Origin of the sequence: Peribacillus simplex (genome assembly GCF_001578185.1) — a bacterium.
Classification (GTDB): Bacteria; Bacillota; Bacilli; order Bacillales; family DSM-1321; genus Peribacillus; species Peribacillus simplex_A.
The window spans coordinates 778,732-794,921 of sequence record NZ_CP011008.1 but is presented as its reverse complement, the minus strand read 5'-3'; the positions used below and the strand labels follow the sequence as shown (position 1 = coordinate 794,921).

The window sequence follows — 16,190 nt, the reverse complement described above, 5'->3', positions numbered from 1 at the left end:
TTCTCTTTTTGATAATAACAAAGTTTTTCCATTTTTTAAATATTAAGGATGATCCCCTGATAAAACAACGGAAACCAGTGTCTTCCTCCCGACTCAAAAAAAGAATGACTTCAACTGAAGTCATCCAAAGTCCTTAAATTGATTTTTACTTTTCCTCGCTCCTGATAATGCATAAATAAACGATCATTGATATGAAAATCGAGACTGCTGCCGTGATATAAATGCTTCTATAGCCTAAGAGATAGCCTATCTGTCCGAACACAATAGCACCTATACCCACTCCAAGATCGAAAAAGGAAAAGTATGTTGCATTCGCCATCGCCTTTCGATTGGCTGCCGTCTTTTCAATCGACCATGCCTGAAGCGCCGGCTGAACGGAGCCGAACCCAAATCCATAAAGCACTGCCGCGATGTAAAGGACCGCTTCACCCGGCATCCACGCAAGCAGCAGCATCCCAGCCATGATGAGCACTGTTGAAGGAATGAATATTGCCCGATGTCCCCTTCGGTCATATAATCGACCCGAGAATAATCTCGTGACCATGAGGGCCATTGCATATACTAAAAAGTACCACTGAATTCCACCTACCCCTTTTTCCGCTGTATAAAGAGGAAGGAAGGTTGCAATTCCACCAAATGTGACGGAAATGAAGAAAATGAGCAAAGATGGCTGAAGGGCACTTTTTTCATATATATCGAACCTTTTGGCTGACACTGCCGTCGAAGGATCACTTTCCACTTTTTGATACCGAATAAGTGATGCTGAAATGATGGCAAACAATCCCAATAATGAACAGATCAGGAACAACTCTTGAAACGGAAGGACCGTAACTAGAAATAGACCCAATGATGGACCGAATGCCAATGCTAAGTTACCCGATAAACCGTAATAACCCATCCCCTCACCACGCCGTTTCGCGGGGATTATATCGGAAGCTATTGTTCCTGAAGCCGTTGAAGAAAATCCCCAGCCGACGCCCTGGACAATCCGCATCATGAATAACAAGCCGATGCTGCCCATAAAACCGAAGGAACCCACGGACAATGCGAAAATGGCTAACCCGATAATAAAAACGATTCGCCTTCCCTTCGTTTCCAATAATCTGCCGGCAATTGGCCGAACAAGCAAGGCCGAAAAAGTAAAGATTCCAAGGACAGCCCCCACCAGACGGTCATCACCACCAAGCTTCTCAACAAACAGAGGGAGGGTCGGCATCGTCATTTGAAATCCCATGAAGATGCACAGATTTGCCAAACAGATCATGATAAAGTCACGTGTCCAGATTTTGTCATTCCCTCTTACCCGTTCACCCACTAAGGTTTCCCTCATATCCCTTCACCTTCTAATTATAATAGTCATTGCCAGTTTACTAAAAATGGTTAAAATAAGCGAATGATTTATTTCGTGTACCTAAATATATATTAAAAGAAAAGCCCAGTATGACACTGGGCCTCTTGCAAATTTTCACGCTTCACGACTATTTCGTTACTTCGATTTTCCCATTATTCGTTTCCAATTTCACTAAGTTTTCACCTTTGCCAATGACAACATTCCTATCATATTTATTGAGAATATCGATTTTCCCATTGTCAACATGAACATCAAAGGTTGTATTGGTCGGCTCCTTATCTGTTTTAATCATGATTTTCCCATTGTCACTTTCCAATTGAATATTCCGATCCAAGTCTTTTGTGACAAGAGAGATTTTACCGTTATTCGATGACCCAACCAGATTTCCCTCTACATTATTAAGATCTACTCTTCCATTAGCAGATTTCACTTTGACTTTTTCGGTTATTATATTATTTAATTCAACACGGCCATTTTGTGATTCCACGTTCAGATTCTTTATCTCCAGTTCATTCATTTGCACTTTTCCATTATCACTTTTAACGACAAAGGACTTATAAGATTTCTCGGGCACATACACTTTTAAATGTAATGATTGAATTTGAAACCCAAAGCTAAAGGAATGTTTATCTTTTAATGTAACCGAAAGTTTCTTGCCTTCCACATCTGCAGAGAAATCCAGCTTGGAAACATCCACACCTTTTGAAACCAACTCTATCCTGGTATCCTTATCCTTCGTTGGAATAATCTCTACAGCTGCATTGTCAGAGTCGACCTGAACGTCCGTCACGATCTCTGAAACCGTTTTTTCCTCTGTAGTCGTTTTCTTATCCGTCACTTGGAAAAAAGTAAACAGACTTCCTATTACTCCGACCAATAACAATACAAGTGCAATGATCGATAACTTTTTAACATTAATCATTTTTTCAAACCGCCTTTCACAAGGGAAGCGTTAAATTTTAAATAACGAATGAAACCTTTGGTTAAAGCGCTCGTAGCGACAAACATTCCCATGGCAATGAAAATGCCAATCCCGCTTAGCCCCAATGCAAAGAACAGATCGAATAATTGAAAGTTGCCCACTGCAAGGTTGAAAATAACGCCCAACGGAGCAAGAATGAACGCTATCGCCGATGCCCATCCTGCAATGACAACTCCGACCAATGCCATAAAAGGTCCTAAAACGATCACTAAATTAAAGAATCCCAAACCAATGACTGCCCAAACGGCCCGAATTACATTACTGGCAGAAGTCGATTGTTCGACCTGACCAAGATGGTAGGATGCCAATAGCTCCTTGGAAATCTGTTTAGGATTCCCAAGGGAAGTGGAAATTTCCTGCTCTGTCTTCCCTTTTTCCATTCCAATTGCAAAATACTCCTCGTAATCTTGGAGGATATCTTCCTGTTCCTCTAAGGAAAGCCCTGTTAAAGATTCATTCAACTGCTTTAAAAATTGTTCTTTATTCATTGGTTCACACCCTCCTTGATTAATTGGTTGACCCCATTGGAAAATTCATTCCATTCCGTCAGCAACTCTTGAAGGTATCTCCGGCCTTTGTCGGTTAACTTATAATACTTGCGCGGTGGCCCTTCTGTTGATTCTTGCAAATAAGTCGTAAAATACTCTTCCTTCGTCAATCGTCGTAAAAGTGGATATACCGAACCCTCCGATATCTCGATTTGATCTGAAATCTTCTGTACAAGTTCGTAGCCATAGCGGTCCTGCTTATCCAATAAGACCAGGACGCACAGTTCCAAGACACCTTTCTTGAATTGTACATTCATAGCACCAACACTCCTTCCAAATTTTTTTCAGTATAGTTCAATAAACAGTACTGAACACCGAACAGTACATCTTATGTAAATAATTTACCATATGGTACTATTTATTGCAAGATACTGAAAATATTTTTTTCTTACATGCAATCCAATGAGGGTAGAAGAAAATTAACATATATTCATAGCTGTAAGAGAATACATTGTATAATAGTAAAATATGGAAGGGGGAAGTGTTTTGGTCAAAAAAGAAATAACGAAAAAGAAATTCGAGTTTCTTGAACATGAATTTAATTACCTTGAAAAGGAAGGAGTCATCTCCCAGCAAGAAAAAGTGAGGATGTTAGGTTCCTATGATGTAAAAGGTAATTTGAGTTTCATCACTATTCTATTATCCATTGGGGCACTTCTTTTAGGTCTGGGGATATTGACCTTTGTCGCCAGTAACTGGATCTATTTAAGTAAAGCGGTTAAATTCCTACTTATCATTGCATGCCTCATCGGAGTGAACTTTGCTGGTGTGAAGTGGCAGGCACGCTTTCCCAAAACGTCACGAAGTCTGCATTATGCAGGGATTCTAATATTTGGTGCAGGGATTTTTCTAATTGAGCAGATGTTTAACATCAGCATCAATTTCAACAGTTCCTTTTTATTATGGGCCATCGGAACGGTATCCATCGGTTACTATTTAAAGGATGTCTTCATCCTTATTTTTACAGCTTTTCTGCTTTTCATTTATATTAACGGAAGTATTTTCGTTGATGAAACGTCTTATCCGCTTGCCATTCTTGTATTTTTACCGGCTTTATACATTCTGTTAAAGAAATTCGATTACCCTAAGTACCTGACTTTTTTCATTAACGCTTTAGCCATCAATACAATTGCCTTATTTCTAATGGAATCCGTTCCGAAGCTGGAATTTGAAAACTCGAATACGATTGTCCTTTCCATTCTGTTTTTGTTGGGAATTCTGCTGGCCTATATTCCAGTAAGAACTAAATTGCAAAACATCACCCACATACAAGGGCATATGTTACATGGTATTACTGCACTCTTCCTCACCTTTGATTATTCAATCTGGTTCCCTTTAGCTTATTTCGTTTTTCTGCTATATCTCATTCTAAAAGGCAGTTTGACCAGCATCGTGATCATCTGTGCACTGATTTTCAGATATTACATCGATTCCTTTGACTTCCTGCCAAAATCGCTTACATTCATCATCGGCGGCATCATGCTTATCGGGTTTGGCTTCTTCTTTGAAAATCGACGAAAAAAAGGAGGAGAACTCAATGAATAAACCATCATTACGGCCTCTCATCGTATTTACCATTCCAGTCTTGATTCTTTTAGTCTTGGCGCTTCCTCCAGTCTGGACAACGATGACAGGCGATGTAATCAAGATTAAAACTGCCCCGGTCGATCCGACTGACTTGTTTAGGGGCAGCTATGTGGCATTGCAATACGAAATTGAATCCGTTAAGCCATCACAACTCGATAGCTCGATTAAATCCGATTTCAATACTAGAAATACGGGTGATTATAAAAAGGTATATGTACGTTTAAAACAAAACACCGATGGGCTATATGATGTCGATTCCGTAACGAAAGAAAAACCCGGCAATGGCATTTACCTAAAAGGGGAATTGCAAATCCCTTATGACCTGCAAAATGCTAAAACCATTCAGATCAGATACGGTCTGGACAATTATTTCGCATCCGAAGAAAAGGCTAAGGAAATGGAGAAGGACGCATTGGCCAATCCTTCAGTGGCCGTGGTAAAGGTTCGTAATGGAAATGTTGTCTTAACGGATATTATCATTGAATGACCCGATCCCGGATATGACTAGCAAAAAAGAGCATCTTAATCGATGCTCTTTTATTTGCTGTACTTTTTATGAACATCAAATTGTTACTTAATGACTCGTTTTGCCCCTATATATTTTTCTTTCCAATACTTATCACTCATTTTGACCACCTTGACTCCCTTGGTCGTGGTCCCGACAAATGTGCCATTTCCATAATAGATTCCAACAAAGGAGACCTGCCCTTTCTTACCTGTAGCATAGAAGACCAAATCGCCCGCCATTAAGTCTTTTTGTTTCACGGCCTTTCCAATTTTATACTGTTCGGCACTCGTTCTCGGAATCTTCATTTCCGTCGCGGCATTTTTATATACATATTGGGTAAGACCACTTGCATCGAACCCTATTGGTGTCGTCCCTCCATATTTATAGGAGCTTCCCACCTGCTTCTTTGCCAAAGCAGCAACTTCATCACCATAATTAATAGAAGCTGAAGCATTAGCCGGACTGAATATGAATGCCGTCAACAATGCCCCGAGTAAAACTATGGCAGCAAGCCATTTTGAAACTGGTAAACGATAACTCATTCTTTTTCCTCCCCAAACTGAAAATGAACCACAATTTTAAATGTATGTTGCATTTCAGTTTTCAGACCAAAAAAAATTTCATTCGTCCACCATCATCCCTGCAAAAAAACAAAAAACCAGATAACCCCGTTGTGTAACCAGTACGGTGTTATCTGGTTTTTTCTTCTCTTTTAGTGGATTAAGGAATCGGCGCCCATTACTTGGGCTCCTCGTATTGTCGAGCATTTTCACTGTCGCTTAGACCCTTCGTGGTATGATCGACCACACCGCCGACCCCAAAGAAAGTAAGCGCTATGAAGTTAATGATGCCTAATGCCCCGTTAATTGCATCATCAGTTATGCTAAAGCCTATTGGGGTAATGAAATTGTTTATGAACGCAGCAACCATCTGCGCCAAAAATAAAAGCCCTGGAAGGAGTACAGTGAATATAAACGTCGGATTCTTAAGGCGCACTTTCCAGTTGATCATTGCTTTTCCCCCTATCTATCATATTAAGTCAACTTTATTGAAAAATAGTTACGGACTTGCTATATATTATGCTGCTTGTCCATTTTACGTTCGAAAACTCCATGAAATTTACCTTTAAAAAGGTCCATCCGAGGATGGACCTTCTCTTAAACATCAAAATAGTTTTAGAAAAATAGAGATAGAGAAACCAATTCCCTTTACGGAAAGTGTAAAATTTTGTAACTTTTATACAGGACATCCGTACATGAATGAGGAGGTGTAAAATGAAAAAGTATCTTTTTTTCACGATTAGTTTCTTATTGATATTCATGATATTACAAGTTTTATCCGGACTTATTCTAACTGCTGCATATGCCCCGGATTTTTCAGGACATATCGGCGGTACATTTTCCAATGAGGTCATTTTTGTGCAACGTTCGGAAATGCCTTTAATGATAATTGCTGCAATCTCTGCTGTATCAGCTTATTTCATTTTAAATAAAGTCACGAAAAATAATTAAGCAGTATAAACAAAAATAAAGAACGTTCGATCCATGATCGAGCGTTCTTATATCCCAATGTAATGAACATAAATCAAACGATAGGCATGATACTTGCTTTTCGCTTCAATTTTCCCCATATTTGCCTGAGGGTGAAATCCTGGAGTGATATGCCTTTACTTCCCTTACTAAATGACAACTTTTACACTCGATATTCCTCCAAAAACAATCGAATCCGTTCAGCAGCTTCCGTCAACCTCTCAGCCGGTTGGACTAAAGCCATCCGGACATACCCTTCACCCTGTTTCCCAAAAGCATCTCCAGGAACGGTTGTAACTCCTGCTTTTTCAATCAGTGCATAGGAAAAATCTCGTGATTTCCAACCAGCTGGAACTTTGGCCCAAATAAACATGGTTGCTGAGGTCTTCGGCACTTTCCATCCCCCTTCGACAAGGCCTGATATCAAGGCATCACGCCGGGACTCGTATTCCTTAACCTGATCGGATAGCAGCGAAAGATTGGAAGTAAGTGCCATTTCGGCAGCTTTTTGGATCGGATAAAAAACCCCATAATCAATGTGTGATTTCAATGTTCCCAAGATGTTCAGCACATCGCGATTGCCGACCACATACCCAATCCGGCAGCCGGCCATATTAAATGTTTTGGAAAGTGAATTAAATTCAATCCCCACTTCCTTGGCACCAGGAATGGACATAAAACTAATTTGTGGATGATTATCAAAAATCAACTCAGAATAAGCAAAATCGTGAACCACCAGGATCTCATTCTTTTCCGCAAACAATATGACTTCTGAAAAGAAAGCTTCATCAGCAAGGGCGGTGACTGGATTTCCCGGATAACTGATGATCATCATTTTCGTTTTTTTCACTATTTCATCCGGAATGCCGTTGAGCTGCGGCAGGAATCCATTCTCCGCAGTAAGCGCCATCGGATGAATAATTCCGCCGGCAAGCTCAACACTCGCTTCATAAATTGGATATCCCGGATCTGGCACCAGCACATAATCTCCCGGGTTTATCATCGCAGTTGCCAAGTGTGCAAGGCCATCCTGGGATCCCATCAGTTGCAGGACTTCCTTTTCTGCATCCAGTTCCACTCCGTAACGCTGCCGATAAAAGTAACGGACTGCCTCATGGAATTCAGGCGTACCTTTTAACGTATATCCATAGGAATTAGGATCCTGTGCGTACTTCACAAGCGTATCCACAACAAAATCAGGCGGTGGTAAATCCGGACTTCCGACACTCAAATCGATAACATCCATCCCTCGTTTCATCGCTGCCCGCTTGCGGGTCGCTAACTCTGAAAATATACCTGTTTTGAATCTTCCGACTTTTTCTGATGGAGCCATATTCATTCTGCGATTCCCCTTCATTAATGATCTTATATCTATCATTATAGCAATCAATCTATAATATTTTATACCCTTAATTAGAGTTCATCAGTATCTGATGAAGAGCTTCATCAAGATGATGGAATTTAAATGCATATCCTTCCTTTTCCAACCTCTCAGGTATGACCCAGCGGCTTTTTAATATCAATTCCGTTTCGGTCCCCATAAAGAAAGCCCCCATTTCAAGCATGGGTGTTGGGCAAGGCATTCCTATCCTTTTATTCATGTTCTTTCTCAAATAGGCCATCAGTTCACGATTTGTAACTGGGTGCGGCGATGAACAATTGAACACCCCACTCAACTCCTCATTCTTTCTCAGAAAAAGGACAATGTTAAATAAGTCTTCTATATGTATCCAACTGAATTTCTGATTTCCTGATCCTTGATGTCCTCCCAGGCCGAATTTAACCAAATTCCTATAAGGGGTCATCACTCCCCCATCGCCCAATACAATGGCGATCCGTAAAGCAATTTGTCTCGTCTTGGGTAATCGGAAATCGAAAAATGAGTGCTCCCACGCTTTTGCTACATCAACGGAAAAGCCTGAACCGATTACACCATCCTCTTCTGTCATTGGTTTATCTTCAGCATGCCTGTATATGGTTGCCGTGCTTGAGTTTATCCATAATGAAGGAGGATTTTCACATTGTTCAATCGCCTGTCCGAGCACTTCAGTCGTAATTGTTCGTGAATCTAAGATTTCTTTCTTATTCTTGACATTGTATCGGCAATTGACTGTTTTTCCGGCGAGGTTGATTAACATATCCGAATTATCGATTGTTTCCCTTATTCCTTCTTTATCTTCCCATCCGATATGCGGGGTTTGCCTGGAGATGATTCTTACCTCATATCCCAAATTCCTGAAATGATTTTCAAAGTATTGACCGACAAAACCAGTCCCGCCAGCTAAAACCACTTTCTTCAGCATATAACCAACCCGCTTTCTGTTATGTGTTTATAGTTCGAGTAATAACCAGTAACATCCTTTTTGTGAATTACTTCACAAAAATTATACCATATTATTACATTAGATGGTATCTACCACGGTGGCAATAATTAAGGAACTTGTCCAAGCAAAAGGGGAAATTACTCATAAATTAGTAATGTGGAAAATTATAAAACAAAAGGATGATTACAGTGTCAAATAAAAAACTAAGAAGAACAAGTAGTTCTAGAACTAGTAATTTAAGAACTAGTAATTTTATACCTGGTAATTCTAGAAGCGGCACTTCCAAAATTGGAAATAGCAGCCGCAGGGCTGGCTTGATAAGAGTCTTGGAAAATTTATTAAAAAGCAATAATGGTAATTCAATCAAGGAATTTAAACGGGATTTTTAAGAGGTTTCTTTTTTAAAGATTAATATGGAATCCCTTTGGAATATTCTAAAGGGATTCCATATTAATAAAACATTAATACTGATTGCTAAGTTTTGGTTATGTATATACAAGTCCTAGCTATATATTTCTGGTAAATATCTGTTATATCCAATAGAGATAAAGGAGAAATTACGATGTACTTTCGAGACTGGAAACCTAAAAAAGACATCAAGAAATTAACGGAAATTACGGTAAGTAATTTTTGGGTTTCGTCAGATACAGTGAATGAAATTTTGCAAAAGTCACATAAGGTACTTGTGATTTGTAATGATAAAGGTAAAGTAGTGGGATTTCTTTGTTATAATCTTTATTTATCTAAAGTGGCTCATATTAATTATATAGTGCTTGAGAAGAAGTATAGAGGAAAGGGAAATCTGCAATCACTTTTACCAGGATTAGTAGCTTATGCAAGAAAAAAAGGGATCCTTGTAGTATCCGGTTTTGTGAACAAATATAACCCTGAGGCATTGCAAAAATTTAAAGAATTTGGATTTAAACCGATTTTAATTTATCATGATGACATTCTAATTCAATCACTGATTTAAAAGGGTCCTCCTGGCCCCTATCACCATAAATACGAAGAAATCGATTAAAATACATTCTGTTTTATCCTTCATTAATTGGACTCTAAATAAGGAATATTAGGATTACATAGATATATGAATCTTGTGTTCCTCCATGCAATGAACAACAAGGAAAATGAAATCGCCTGTAAATTCTACATGGATTCATAGGCATTTTCCCTGTAGTCTATTCAACCTTTTATTAAGCCTAAACATGATCTAATTCCTCTCTAGGTTGCCTCATTAAAATGATCTGTTCTACATTTAATCACGGACAATTTAATGGAACGAAAACCTCCGCCCATATGTCCTCCCTTGGCATAGGAACGGTACAATATATCTTAGAAGGAATACGCATTAATATACAACTTCGAACGATTATTAATTTTTCCTTATTTTCAAAATAATTCAATAAATCATGCATCAAACCGTGTATAGTAATGATATACAATGACTAATGAGGAGGAAATTATGAAATCAATTGAACTAATCATCTTAAATCTGGAAGAGGTCAGAAGAAGAAACATTAAACTATGGATTTCAATACCTAATGACACTCTCCATTGGAAACCAGATGACAAGGCAATGAGTTGTTTAGAAATGGTTAGACATGTCCTTGAGAGTGAGCATTACTATCATTTATCTATTAAAAATCAAGGTAGCTTATCTGTTTATGAATCACCATTCGAAAAACAGCCACTTATCTCTGTCGAAGCAGAATTAAACTTTGCCGAACCCTACAGGCGTGATTTTTTGGAAACAATAAAATCCTTCAGCGAAGACGACTTATCAAATATTAAAATTGATCGCTCTAATATGGGATATATTAGAGATTTAGGAGACATGTTACTTAGAATCGCTTATCATGAGTCAGTACATACTGGTCAATTATTGGACTACTTAAGAACTTCCGGAGTTCCTAGAATTAGCGTTTGGGATTAACTGCATCATTTTCAAAGGGTGATTCATCATGGTGAACACCCTTTTTATTTTCAACAACGGGGACGCAGTCAAAGTTGATCATGTGGATTTAATTTCGGGGGAGTAACCGGAAAAACTGTGCCAGGTACACCTGCTTATAATAAAGCTACCAATGATACGGCAAAAGTGGTTAAACGCTTTACAAGTAAAGACTGGAAAACCGATGGCGACGGTTTCCATGCCATCACTTACAAGGTCAAAGCAAATTAGAATCAATATTTCCGTTTGCGAGGCACGAATCTAGGGGCAAATGTCTCTGGAGAAACGATTGACGGTGAACCGCTAATCGATACGAAGACGGAGAACGAGGGTAACGAAACACGTTTTTCAGAAATCAACAAACGTAACTATAAAGACCTTTGGTTCTATTCGAACCAAATTTTCATCAGCGAAGAGGACAGAAATCATGATGATAAACACTAAGTTAAAAAGATCCATTCAATAGTTCCGGACAGTCCAAAAAGGCCCTCTTCCACTTAGCTAATAATCGACGTGGATGAGGGTCTTTTTGTCCCCACAGAAAGGATATGCAATCTTAATGAACCGTTCATTTCCTTTAAGTTCCTTCCTCGAATTAATTAAGCGGTAATTATACTTCTTTCTTTTAGTATTATTTCACTCCGATCCATCAAAATCCGTATAATTCACCAAGATTCATTAACACTAATCATATAAGTTATTTTCATTGACTTTTTTCCTATTCTTGTTTAGTATCACATTGTATCAATCCCTATCAGATTACTAGGAGGTTTACCGAAATGAAAAAAATGGTTCCGCTTTTATCGCTATTGTTAGCTTTCACTTTTGTACTTACTGCATGTGGTTCAAATACAAAAAATGAGACGAACGATAACGGCAATAAGTCTTCTTCACAAGAAAGTCTATATGATAAAGTCAAAAAAGATGGCGTATTAACCGTCGGAACAGAAGGTACATACCCTCCTTTCACATTCCACGATGATTCAGGCAAATTAACGGGGTTTGATGTTGAAATCTCTAAAGAAGTCGCAAAACGCCTTGGAGTGAAAGCTGATTTCAAGGAGACACAATGGGACGGCATGTTTGCAGGATTGGATGCCAAACGTTTTGATATGATCGCAAACCAAGTGGGCATCGATAAAGACCGTCAAAAGAAATATGATTTCTCTGACCCATATATTCAATCAGGAGCCGTTTTACTTGTTCACAAAGATAATTCGGATATTAAATCATTCGATGACTTGAAAGGTAAGACTTCTGCTCAATCTTTAACGAGTAATTACAATGATATAGCCAAATCACATGGTGCAAAGGTTACCGGTATAGAAGGATTTTCCCAGTCTGTACAGCTTATCGGTTCTAAACGTGTAGATGCAACGATCAATGACAAATTGTCGTACCTTGATTATAAAAAGCAACACCCGGATGCACCTATCAAAGTGGCTGATGAGGAAAAAAGCGGAGTTGCCAGTGGTTTAATGTTCAGAAAAGACAGCGACAAATTAGTGGAAGAAGTAAACAAAGCACTTAAAGCCATGAAAGACGACGGCACGTACGCAAAAATCTCAGATAAATGGTTTGGTGAAGATGTTTCTCCTAAGTAATATTTTCAGTGACCCTGAGCGTATGAACCAGCTTGTTTCCATCGCTCAAACCTCCCTCTATCCGATGATAGAGGGAGCTATTAAATATACGATTCCACTAACATTGATCACATTCGTTCTCGGACTTATTCTCGCTGTACTCACAGCATTGGCTAGACTATCTTCCATTAAAATCTTTCAAATAATTGCGCGTGTATATGTGTCAATCATCCGCGGGACACCTTTACTTGTGCAATTATTTATCATTTTCTATGGACTTCCAAATTTAGGTGTAACCATTAATCCTTTCATATCGGCTATTATAGGATTCTCTTTAAATGTGGGAGCATACGCTTCGGAAATTATACGAGCAGCCATTTTATCCATACCAAAAGGACAATGGGAAGCAGGCTATTCAATCGGGATGACATATACCCAAGCTTTAAAGCGCATCATTTTGCCGCAAGCAGCACGTGTATCCATTCCCCCATTATCCAACACGTTCATTAGCCTTTTAAAAGATACATCGCTTGCATCACTCATTCTTGTAACGGAATTATTCCGTAAAGCTCAAGAAATTGCTGCAAAAAACTATGAATTTTTACTATTATACATGGAAGCAGCTGCTTTATATTGGATTTTGTGTACTATTTTATCTTTCATTCAAGGAAGTTTAGAGGACAGACTTAATCGTTATGTAGCAAAATAAGAACCTCAGTAGTTAAAGGAGATTTTAAAATGATCAACATTAAGAATCTTCATAAATCGTTTGGTGACCTTGAAGTATTAAAGGGCATTGATTTGGAAGTGGAGCAGGGTAAAGTCATTGTATTGATCGGTCCTTCGGGTTCAGGTAAAACAACCTTTCTTCGGTGTTTGAATCTCCTTGAGGTGCCAACGGACGGGACGATTGAAATCGATCAAAGCGTAATGGACTTCAAAAAACCCGTTAGAAAAAAATCGATTACATCTTTTCGAAGTTTGACTGGGATGGTTTTCCAAAGTTATAACCTCTTCCCCCACAAAACAGCAGTGGAAAATGTTATGGAAGGCCCCATCATTGTAAAAAACATAGCCAAACATCAAGCGAAAGAAACGGCTGCTGCCCTGCTTACAAAAGTGGGCTTAGGTGAAAAAATCGATTTTTATCCTTTTCAATTGTCCGGCGGACAGCAGCAACGAGTCGGAATTGCCAGGGCCCTGGCCATGGAGCCGAAGGTCATGCTATTCGATGAACCCACCTCCGCTCTTGACCCCGAACTAGTTGGAGACGTGTTACAGGTCATGAAAGACCTGGCAAAAGAAGAAGGCATGACAATGATCGTGGTAACCCATGAAATGCGTTTTGCCCGTGAGGTCGCCGACGAGGTCATTTTCATGGATGAAGGAAAAATAATGGAACGGGGAACACCCGAACAGATTTTCACAAACCCTAAAGAAGCGCGTACACGTAAATTCCTTAATATGATTCAATAAAAAACGGTGCTTTTTCAAGCACCGCTCGCAGCCACCCCCCATTTCTAAAAATGGGGTTTTTTTGCCCATCATCAAATTAATGAGATACTTGGACCTGTTTAGTCTGTGTCCTTGCATGATATACCTGAAAAAGAATCAAAGCAAAAACGGAAAGGATCGCGCCCGATATAAATGGTAAATCTATCGAAATCGAAAATAACCAACCGCCTATCGGAGGACCTGCAATCCTGCCGAACGAGTCGAAGGAAGATAGCAGTCCAGTGACACTGCCATGGCCCGTCATGGAACTTTTGGTCAGCAGTGCCGAAATTGCCGGCCGGATGAACCCATTACCCACTCCGAAAATCGTCAGGAAAACCGCCGATGTCCAAAAACCGGAAGAAAACAGGATCAGAATGAAACCAACTGCCGATACGATGATTCCCATTCGTATGACCGCGCCTTCCCCATATTTCTTTGTCAACCTACCCACTAATCCACCTTGAACGATCGCACTGCCAAACCCCATGATCATGAAGATATAGCCTAATTGGACAAGACTTATATCAGCCTTTTTGGCTGCAAAATAGGCAAAAGTCGTTTCGAGTCCTGCCATTGAAAGGGTGACGATCAATTGCAGAAAGAACATGGTTGTAAGAGGCCCTTTAAAGGCTTTCCACATGGACTCTTCATTTTTAGACTGTTGGGCCCTCTTTTCAACTGTATGTGATTCCTTCAGAATCGCAATTACTAAAAATAAAGTAATCAAAGAAGAAATTCCAGCAATGTAAAACGGTAAATTCAAACTTGATTTGGATAATACCCCGCCAATCGCCGGACCAAAGATGAATCCAAGCCCTGTAGCCGCACCGATGATTCCCATCCCTTTTCCTCGATCTTCCGGTGTCGTGATATCAGCCACATACGCCATTGCGGTTGGCATGTTTGCCGAAGACAAAATCCCGCCAATGATCCTGGCTACAAATAATACCCATAAGGAATCTGCCGAAGCCGTGATGAAAAACGAAAGGGCCAATCCAGCAATCCCGATTATCATGACAGGCTTACGTCCTATCCGGTCAGATATACGTCCCCACATCGGAGCAAAAAATAATTGCATTAATGAATAAACAGCCATTAAAAGACCAAGCTCAGTAGGACTGCCGCCAACCTTTTCAGCAAGGAACGGAATGACGGGAATGATGATCCCAAATCCGACCATGACTAAAAACATCACTAAAAAAAGAACGGGTAACACCTTTTTTGTTTCCATTATTTTTTCTCCTTTTATTCTTCCACATTCGCTAATAACTTTTATAGAATGATTTGGGTCAAAAGAACAGCAGCGAATCATATTACTTAGCATAATCTTCCTAGCAATACTTTAAACAGTTTATCACACAACCTTTACCAAATCAGTATGAAGCACGATCTTCTTTCTCCCCAAATGAAAGGAACCCCCCAAACATCAGGCATACGAGTCCTGATCTTGAAAGTACTTTTTCATTTTTTAGCGAAACTTACGTGCCCCTATCCATAACGTTTTGAAAAAATTATGACGGATGCCAATGTCACCAATTATTCGAGAAATATCTATCCCTTCCCCCTTATTTTTTCCTATGGGGTACACTATACTGTAGGGTATGATTGAAGTATGGGAGGTAGAAGAATGTCTAATGATCAGTGGATTTTAATTATTGACGATGAAGATGATTTGGCACGTCTCATGGAGACGGTTTTACATAAAGAAGGTATCCCGAATATTGTTACGGCTGGAACAGTTGCGGATGGCTGGTCAAAGTTTCAGGAGATCAATCCTGCACTTGTGCTGCTAGATATTATGCTGCCAGATGGTGAAGGCTATGATTTATGCAAGCAAATTCGTGAAGTGTCGAATGTTCCCGTTTTATTTTTGTCGGCAAAGGATGAGGAAATTGATAAGCTTTTAGGGTTGGCGATTGGCGGGGATGATTATATCACCAAACCATTCAGTCCGAAAGAGGTTGCTTATCGAATAAAGGCACATTTGAGGCGTGCTGGCTTTTCGGATGAAAAAGCTGTTCCGAAAAATTTGCAAGTTGGTCCTTTTGAGCTTAGTGCAAATGAAAATGAAGTGAAAAAGGATGGCAATACGATTGAGCTCACAGCCAAAGAAATCGGTCTGATGAGCTGTTTTATGCATCACCCGAATCAGATCTTAAGCAAGGAAACTTTGTTTGAACATGTGTGGGGCGATGATTTCTTTGGCTCTGATAATACAGTGATGGTACATATTCGCCGTTTACGCGAAAAAATCGAGGCAGATCCTTCAAAACCTTCGTTTTTAATAACCGTTAAAGGGCTTGGTTATAAATTACAAACCAAGGGGTGAA

Annotated in this window: 20 protein-coding genes; 11 read left to right on the top strand and 9 right to left on the bottom strand. The window is 39.5% G+C overall.

From position 1 onward, the window contains the following. Positions 1-145 precede the first annotated feature (145 nt). From UP17_RS03650 to UP17_RS03635, 4 genes are all read right to left on the bottom strand, one after another. On the bottom strand, positions 146-1,330 hold the full coding sequence (locus UP17_RS03650; RefSeq protein WP_061461708.1) for an MFS transporter: 1,185 nt from the start codon (positions 1,328-1,330) through the stop codon (positions 146-148). Positions 1,331-1,478: 148 nt separating this feature from the next. Further along, positions 1,479-2,273 carry a DUF4097 family beta strand repeat-containing protein gene (locus UP17_RS03645; protein ID WP_061461707.1) on the bottom strand — a complete coding sequence of 265 codons (795 nt, stop codon included), beginning with the start codon at positions 2,271-2,273 and terminating at the stop codon, positions 1,479-1,481. Then, positions 2,270-2,821, bottom strand: a complete 552-nt coding sequence (locus tag UP17_RS03640) for a DUF1700 domain-containing protein (protein ID WP_061461706.1) — start codon at positions 2,819-2,821, stop codon at positions 2,270-2,272. Before UP17_RS03640 ends, UP17_RS03645 begins: the two co-directional genes overlap by 4 nt. Next, positions 2,818-3,138 carry a PadR family transcriptional regulator gene (locus UP17_RS03635; protein WP_061461705.1) on the bottom strand — a complete coding sequence of 107 codons (321 nt, stop codon included), beginning with the start codon at positions 3,136-3,138 and terminating at the stop codon, positions 2,818-2,820. The genes UP17_RS03640 and UP17_RS03635 overlap by 4 nt, the downstream gene beginning before the upstream one ends. A gap of 229 nt (positions 3,139-3,367) precedes the next feature. On the opposite strand from UP17_RS03635, the gene UP17_RS03630 reads away from it, so the two are divergent. Together UP17_RS03630 and UP17_RS03625 are read left to right on the top strand one after the other, a co-directional pair. Next, positions 3,368-4,426 (top strand): DUF2157 domain-containing protein, encoded by a 1,059-nt coding sequence (locus tag UP17_RS03630; RefSeq protein ID WP_061461704.1) that lies wholly within the window; start codon positions 3,368-3,370, stop codon positions 4,424-4,426. Then, a complete protein-coding gene (locus UP17_RS03625) occupies positions 4,419-4,955 on the top strand; it encodes a GDYXXLXY domain-containing protein (protein WP_061461703.1) in 537 nt (178 codons plus the stop codon). The genes UP17_RS03630 and UP17_RS03625 overlap by 8 nt, the downstream gene beginning before the upstream one ends. Before the next feature lie 83 nt (positions 4,956-5,038). On the opposite strand, the gene UP17_RS03620 is transcribed toward UP17_RS03625, so the two are convergent. Then, positions 5,039-5,518: a C40 family peptidase gene (locus tag UP17_RS03620; RefSeq protein ID WP_061461702.1), complete on the bottom strand. Its 480-nt coding sequence runs from the start codon at positions 5,516-5,518 to the stop codon at positions 5,039-5,041. Positions 5,519-5,714: 196 nt separating this feature from the next. Next, positions 5,715-5,987, bottom strand: coding sequence for a phage holin (locus UP17_RS03615; protein WP_061461701.1), 273 nt, complete (start codon positions 5,985-5,987; stop codon positions 5,715-5,717). A gap of 263 nt (positions 5,988-6,250) precedes the next feature. Here UP17_RS03615 and UP17_RS03610 point away from each other — a divergent pair, with 263 nt between their 5' ends. Beyond that, positions 6,251-6,487 (top strand): hypothetical protein, encoded by a 237-nt coding sequence (locus UP17_RS03610; protein ID WP_061461700.1) that lies wholly within the window; start codon positions 6,251-6,253, stop codon positions 6,485-6,487. Between the two features lie 181 nt (positions 6,488-6,668). Here UP17_RS03610 and UP17_RS03605 read toward each other — a convergent pair whose 3' ends face one another. Together UP17_RS03605 and UP17_RS03600 are read right to left on the bottom strand one after the other, a co-directional pair. Beyond that, a complete protein-coding gene (locus UP17_RS03605) occupies positions 6,669-7,844 on the bottom strand; it encodes an LL-diaminopimelate aminotransferase (RefSeq protein WP_061461699.1) in 1,176 nt (391 codons plus the stop codon). Between the two features lie 70 nt (positions 7,845-7,914). Continuing rightward, entirely contained in the window at positions 7,915-8,808 is an 894-nt protein-coding gene (locus UP17_RS03600; RefSeq protein WP_061461698.1) for a TIGR01777 family oxidoreductase, read from the bottom strand. A 209-nt stretch (positions 8,809-9,017) separates the two neighbouring features. On the opposite strand from UP17_RS03600, the gene UP17_RS27290 reads away from it, so the two are divergent. The 7 genes from UP17_RS27290 (at position 9,018) to UP17_RS03575 (ending at position 13,839) form a co-directional block, all read left to right on the top strand. Further along, a complete protein-coding gene (locus UP17_RS27290) occupies positions 9,018-9,218 on the top strand; it encodes a hypothetical protein (protein ID WP_155727206.1) in 201 nt (66 codons plus the stop codon). Between the two features lie 173 nt (positions 9,219-9,391). Beyond that, entirely contained in the window at positions 9,392-9,802 is a 411-nt protein-coding gene (locus UP17_RS03595; protein ID WP_061461697.1) for a GNAT family N-acetyltransferase, read from the top strand. A 489-nt stretch (positions 9,803-10,291) separates the two neighbouring features. After that, positions 10,292-10,762, top strand: coding sequence for a DinB family protein (locus UP17_RS03590; protein ID WP_061461696.1), 471 nt, complete (start codon positions 10,292-10,294; stop codon positions 10,760-10,762). Positions 10,763-11,026: 264 nt separating this feature from the next. After that, a complete protein-coding gene (locus UP17_RS28585) occupies positions 11,027-11,224 on the top strand; it encodes a hypothetical protein (RefSeq protein ID WP_250211753.1) in 198 nt (65 codons plus the stop codon). 335 nt (positions 11,225-11,559) lie between these two features. Then, complete coding sequence (locus tag UP17_RS03585; protein ID WP_061461695.1) at positions 11,560-12,384, top strand: amino acid ABC transporter substrate-binding protein; 825 nt, start codon at positions 11,560-11,562, stop codon at positions 12,382-12,384. After that, on the top strand, positions 12,368-13,072 hold the full coding sequence (locus UP17_RS03580) for an amino acid ABC transporter permease (protein ID WP_061461694.1): 705 nt from the start codon (positions 12,368-12,370) through the stop codon (positions 13,070-13,072). The genes UP17_RS03585 and UP17_RS03580 overlap by 17 nt, the downstream gene beginning before the upstream one ends. Before the next feature lie 29 nt (positions 13,073-13,101). Continuing rightward, positions 13,102-13,839: an amino acid ABC transporter ATP-binding protein gene (locus UP17_RS03575; protein WP_061461693.1), complete on the top strand. Its 738-nt coding sequence runs from the start codon at positions 13,102-13,104 to the stop codon at positions 13,837-13,839. Between the two features lie 76 nt (positions 13,840-13,915). Here the strand turns inward: UP17_RS03575 and UP17_RS03570 are convergent, their stop codons facing one another. After that, a complete protein-coding gene (locus UP17_RS03570; RefSeq protein WP_061461692.1) occupies positions 13,916-15,091 on the bottom strand; it encodes an MFS transporter in 1,176 nt (391 codons plus the stop codon). 396 nt (positions 15,092-15,487) lie between these two features. Between UP17_RS03570 and UP17_RS03565 the strand changes: the two genes are divergently transcribed. Continuing rightward, on the top strand, positions 15,488-16,189 hold the full coding sequence (locus tag UP17_RS03565) for a response regulator transcription factor (protein WP_061461691.1): 702 nt from the start codon (positions 15,488-15,490) through the stop codon (positions 16,187-16,189). The last annotated feature ends 1 nt before the right edge of the window (position 16,190 follow it).

What these genes read in the sequence shown, in the direction of transcription:
- UP17_RS03650 (WP_061461708.1), bottom strand. Translation starts at nt 1,330, where the DNA reads ATGAGGGAAACCTTAGTGGGTGAACGGGTAAGAGGGAATGACAAAATC.
- UP17_RS03645 (WP_061461707.1), bottom strand. Translation starts at nt 2,273, where the DNA reads ATGATTAATGTTAAAAAGTTATCGATCATTGCACTTGTATTGTTATTG.
- UP17_RS03640 (WP_061461706.1), bottom strand. Translation starts at nt 2,821, where the DNA reads ATGAATAAAGAACAATTTTTAAAGCAGTTGAATGAATCTTTAACAGGG.
- UP17_RS03635 (WP_061461705.1), bottom strand. Translation starts at nt 3,138, where the DNA reads ATGAATGTACAATTCAAGAAAGGTGTCTTGGAACTGTGCGTCCTGGTC.
- UP17_RS03625 (WP_061461703.1), top strand. Translation starts at nt 4,419, where the DNA reads ATGAATAAACCATCATTACGGCCTCTCATCGTATTTACCATTCCAGTC.
- UP17_RS03620 (WP_061461702.1), bottom strand. Translation starts at nt 5,518, where the DNA reads ATGAGTTATCGTTTACCAGTTTCAAAATGGCTTGCTGCCATAGTTTTA.
- UP17_RS03615 (WP_061461701.1), bottom strand. Translation starts at nt 5,987, where the DNA reads ATGATCAACTGGAAAGTGCGCCTTAAGAATCCGACGTTTATATTCACT.
- UP17_RS03610 (WP_061461700.1), top strand. Translation starts at nt 6,251, where the DNA reads ATGAAAAAGTATCTTTTTTTCACGATTAGTTTCTTATTGATATTCATG.
- UP17_RS03605 (WP_061461699.1), bottom strand. Translation starts at nt 7,844, where the DNA reads ATGAATATGGCTCCATCAGAAAAAGTCGGAAGATTCAAAACAGGTATA.
- UP17_RS03600 (WP_061461698.1), bottom strand. Translation starts at nt 8,808, where the DNA reads ATGCTGAAGAAAGTGGTTTTAGCTGGCGGGACTGGTTTTGTCGGTCAA.
- UP17_RS03595 (WP_061461697.1), top strand. Translation starts at nt 9,392, where the DNA reads ATGTACTTTCGAGACTGGAAACCTAAAAAAGACATCAAGAAATTAACG.
- UP17_RS03590 (WP_061461696.1), top strand. Translation starts at nt 10,292, where the DNA reads ATGAAATCAATTGAACTAATCATCTTAAATCTGGAAGAGGTCAGAAGA.
- UP17_RS03585 (WP_061461695.1), top strand. Translation starts at nt 11,560, where the DNA reads ATGAAAAAAATGGTTCCGCTTTTATCGCTATTGTTAGCTTTCACTTTT.
- UP17_RS03580 (WP_061461694.1), top strand. Translation starts at nt 12,368, where the DNA reads ATGTTTCTCCTAAGTAATATTTTCAGTGACCCTGAGCGTATGAACCAG.
- UP17_RS03575 (WP_061461693.1), top strand. Translation starts at nt 13,102, where the DNA reads ATGATCAACATTAAGAATCTTCATAAATCGTTTGGTGACCTTGAAGTA.
- UP17_RS03570 (WP_061461692.1), bottom strand. Translation starts at nt 15,091, where the DNA reads ATGGAAACAAAAAAGGTGTTACCCGTTCTTTTTTTAGTGATGTTTTTA.
- UP17_RS03565 (WP_061461691.1), top strand. Translation starts at nt 15,488, where the DNA reads ATGTCTAATGATCAGTGGATTTTAATTATTGACGATGAAGATGATTTG.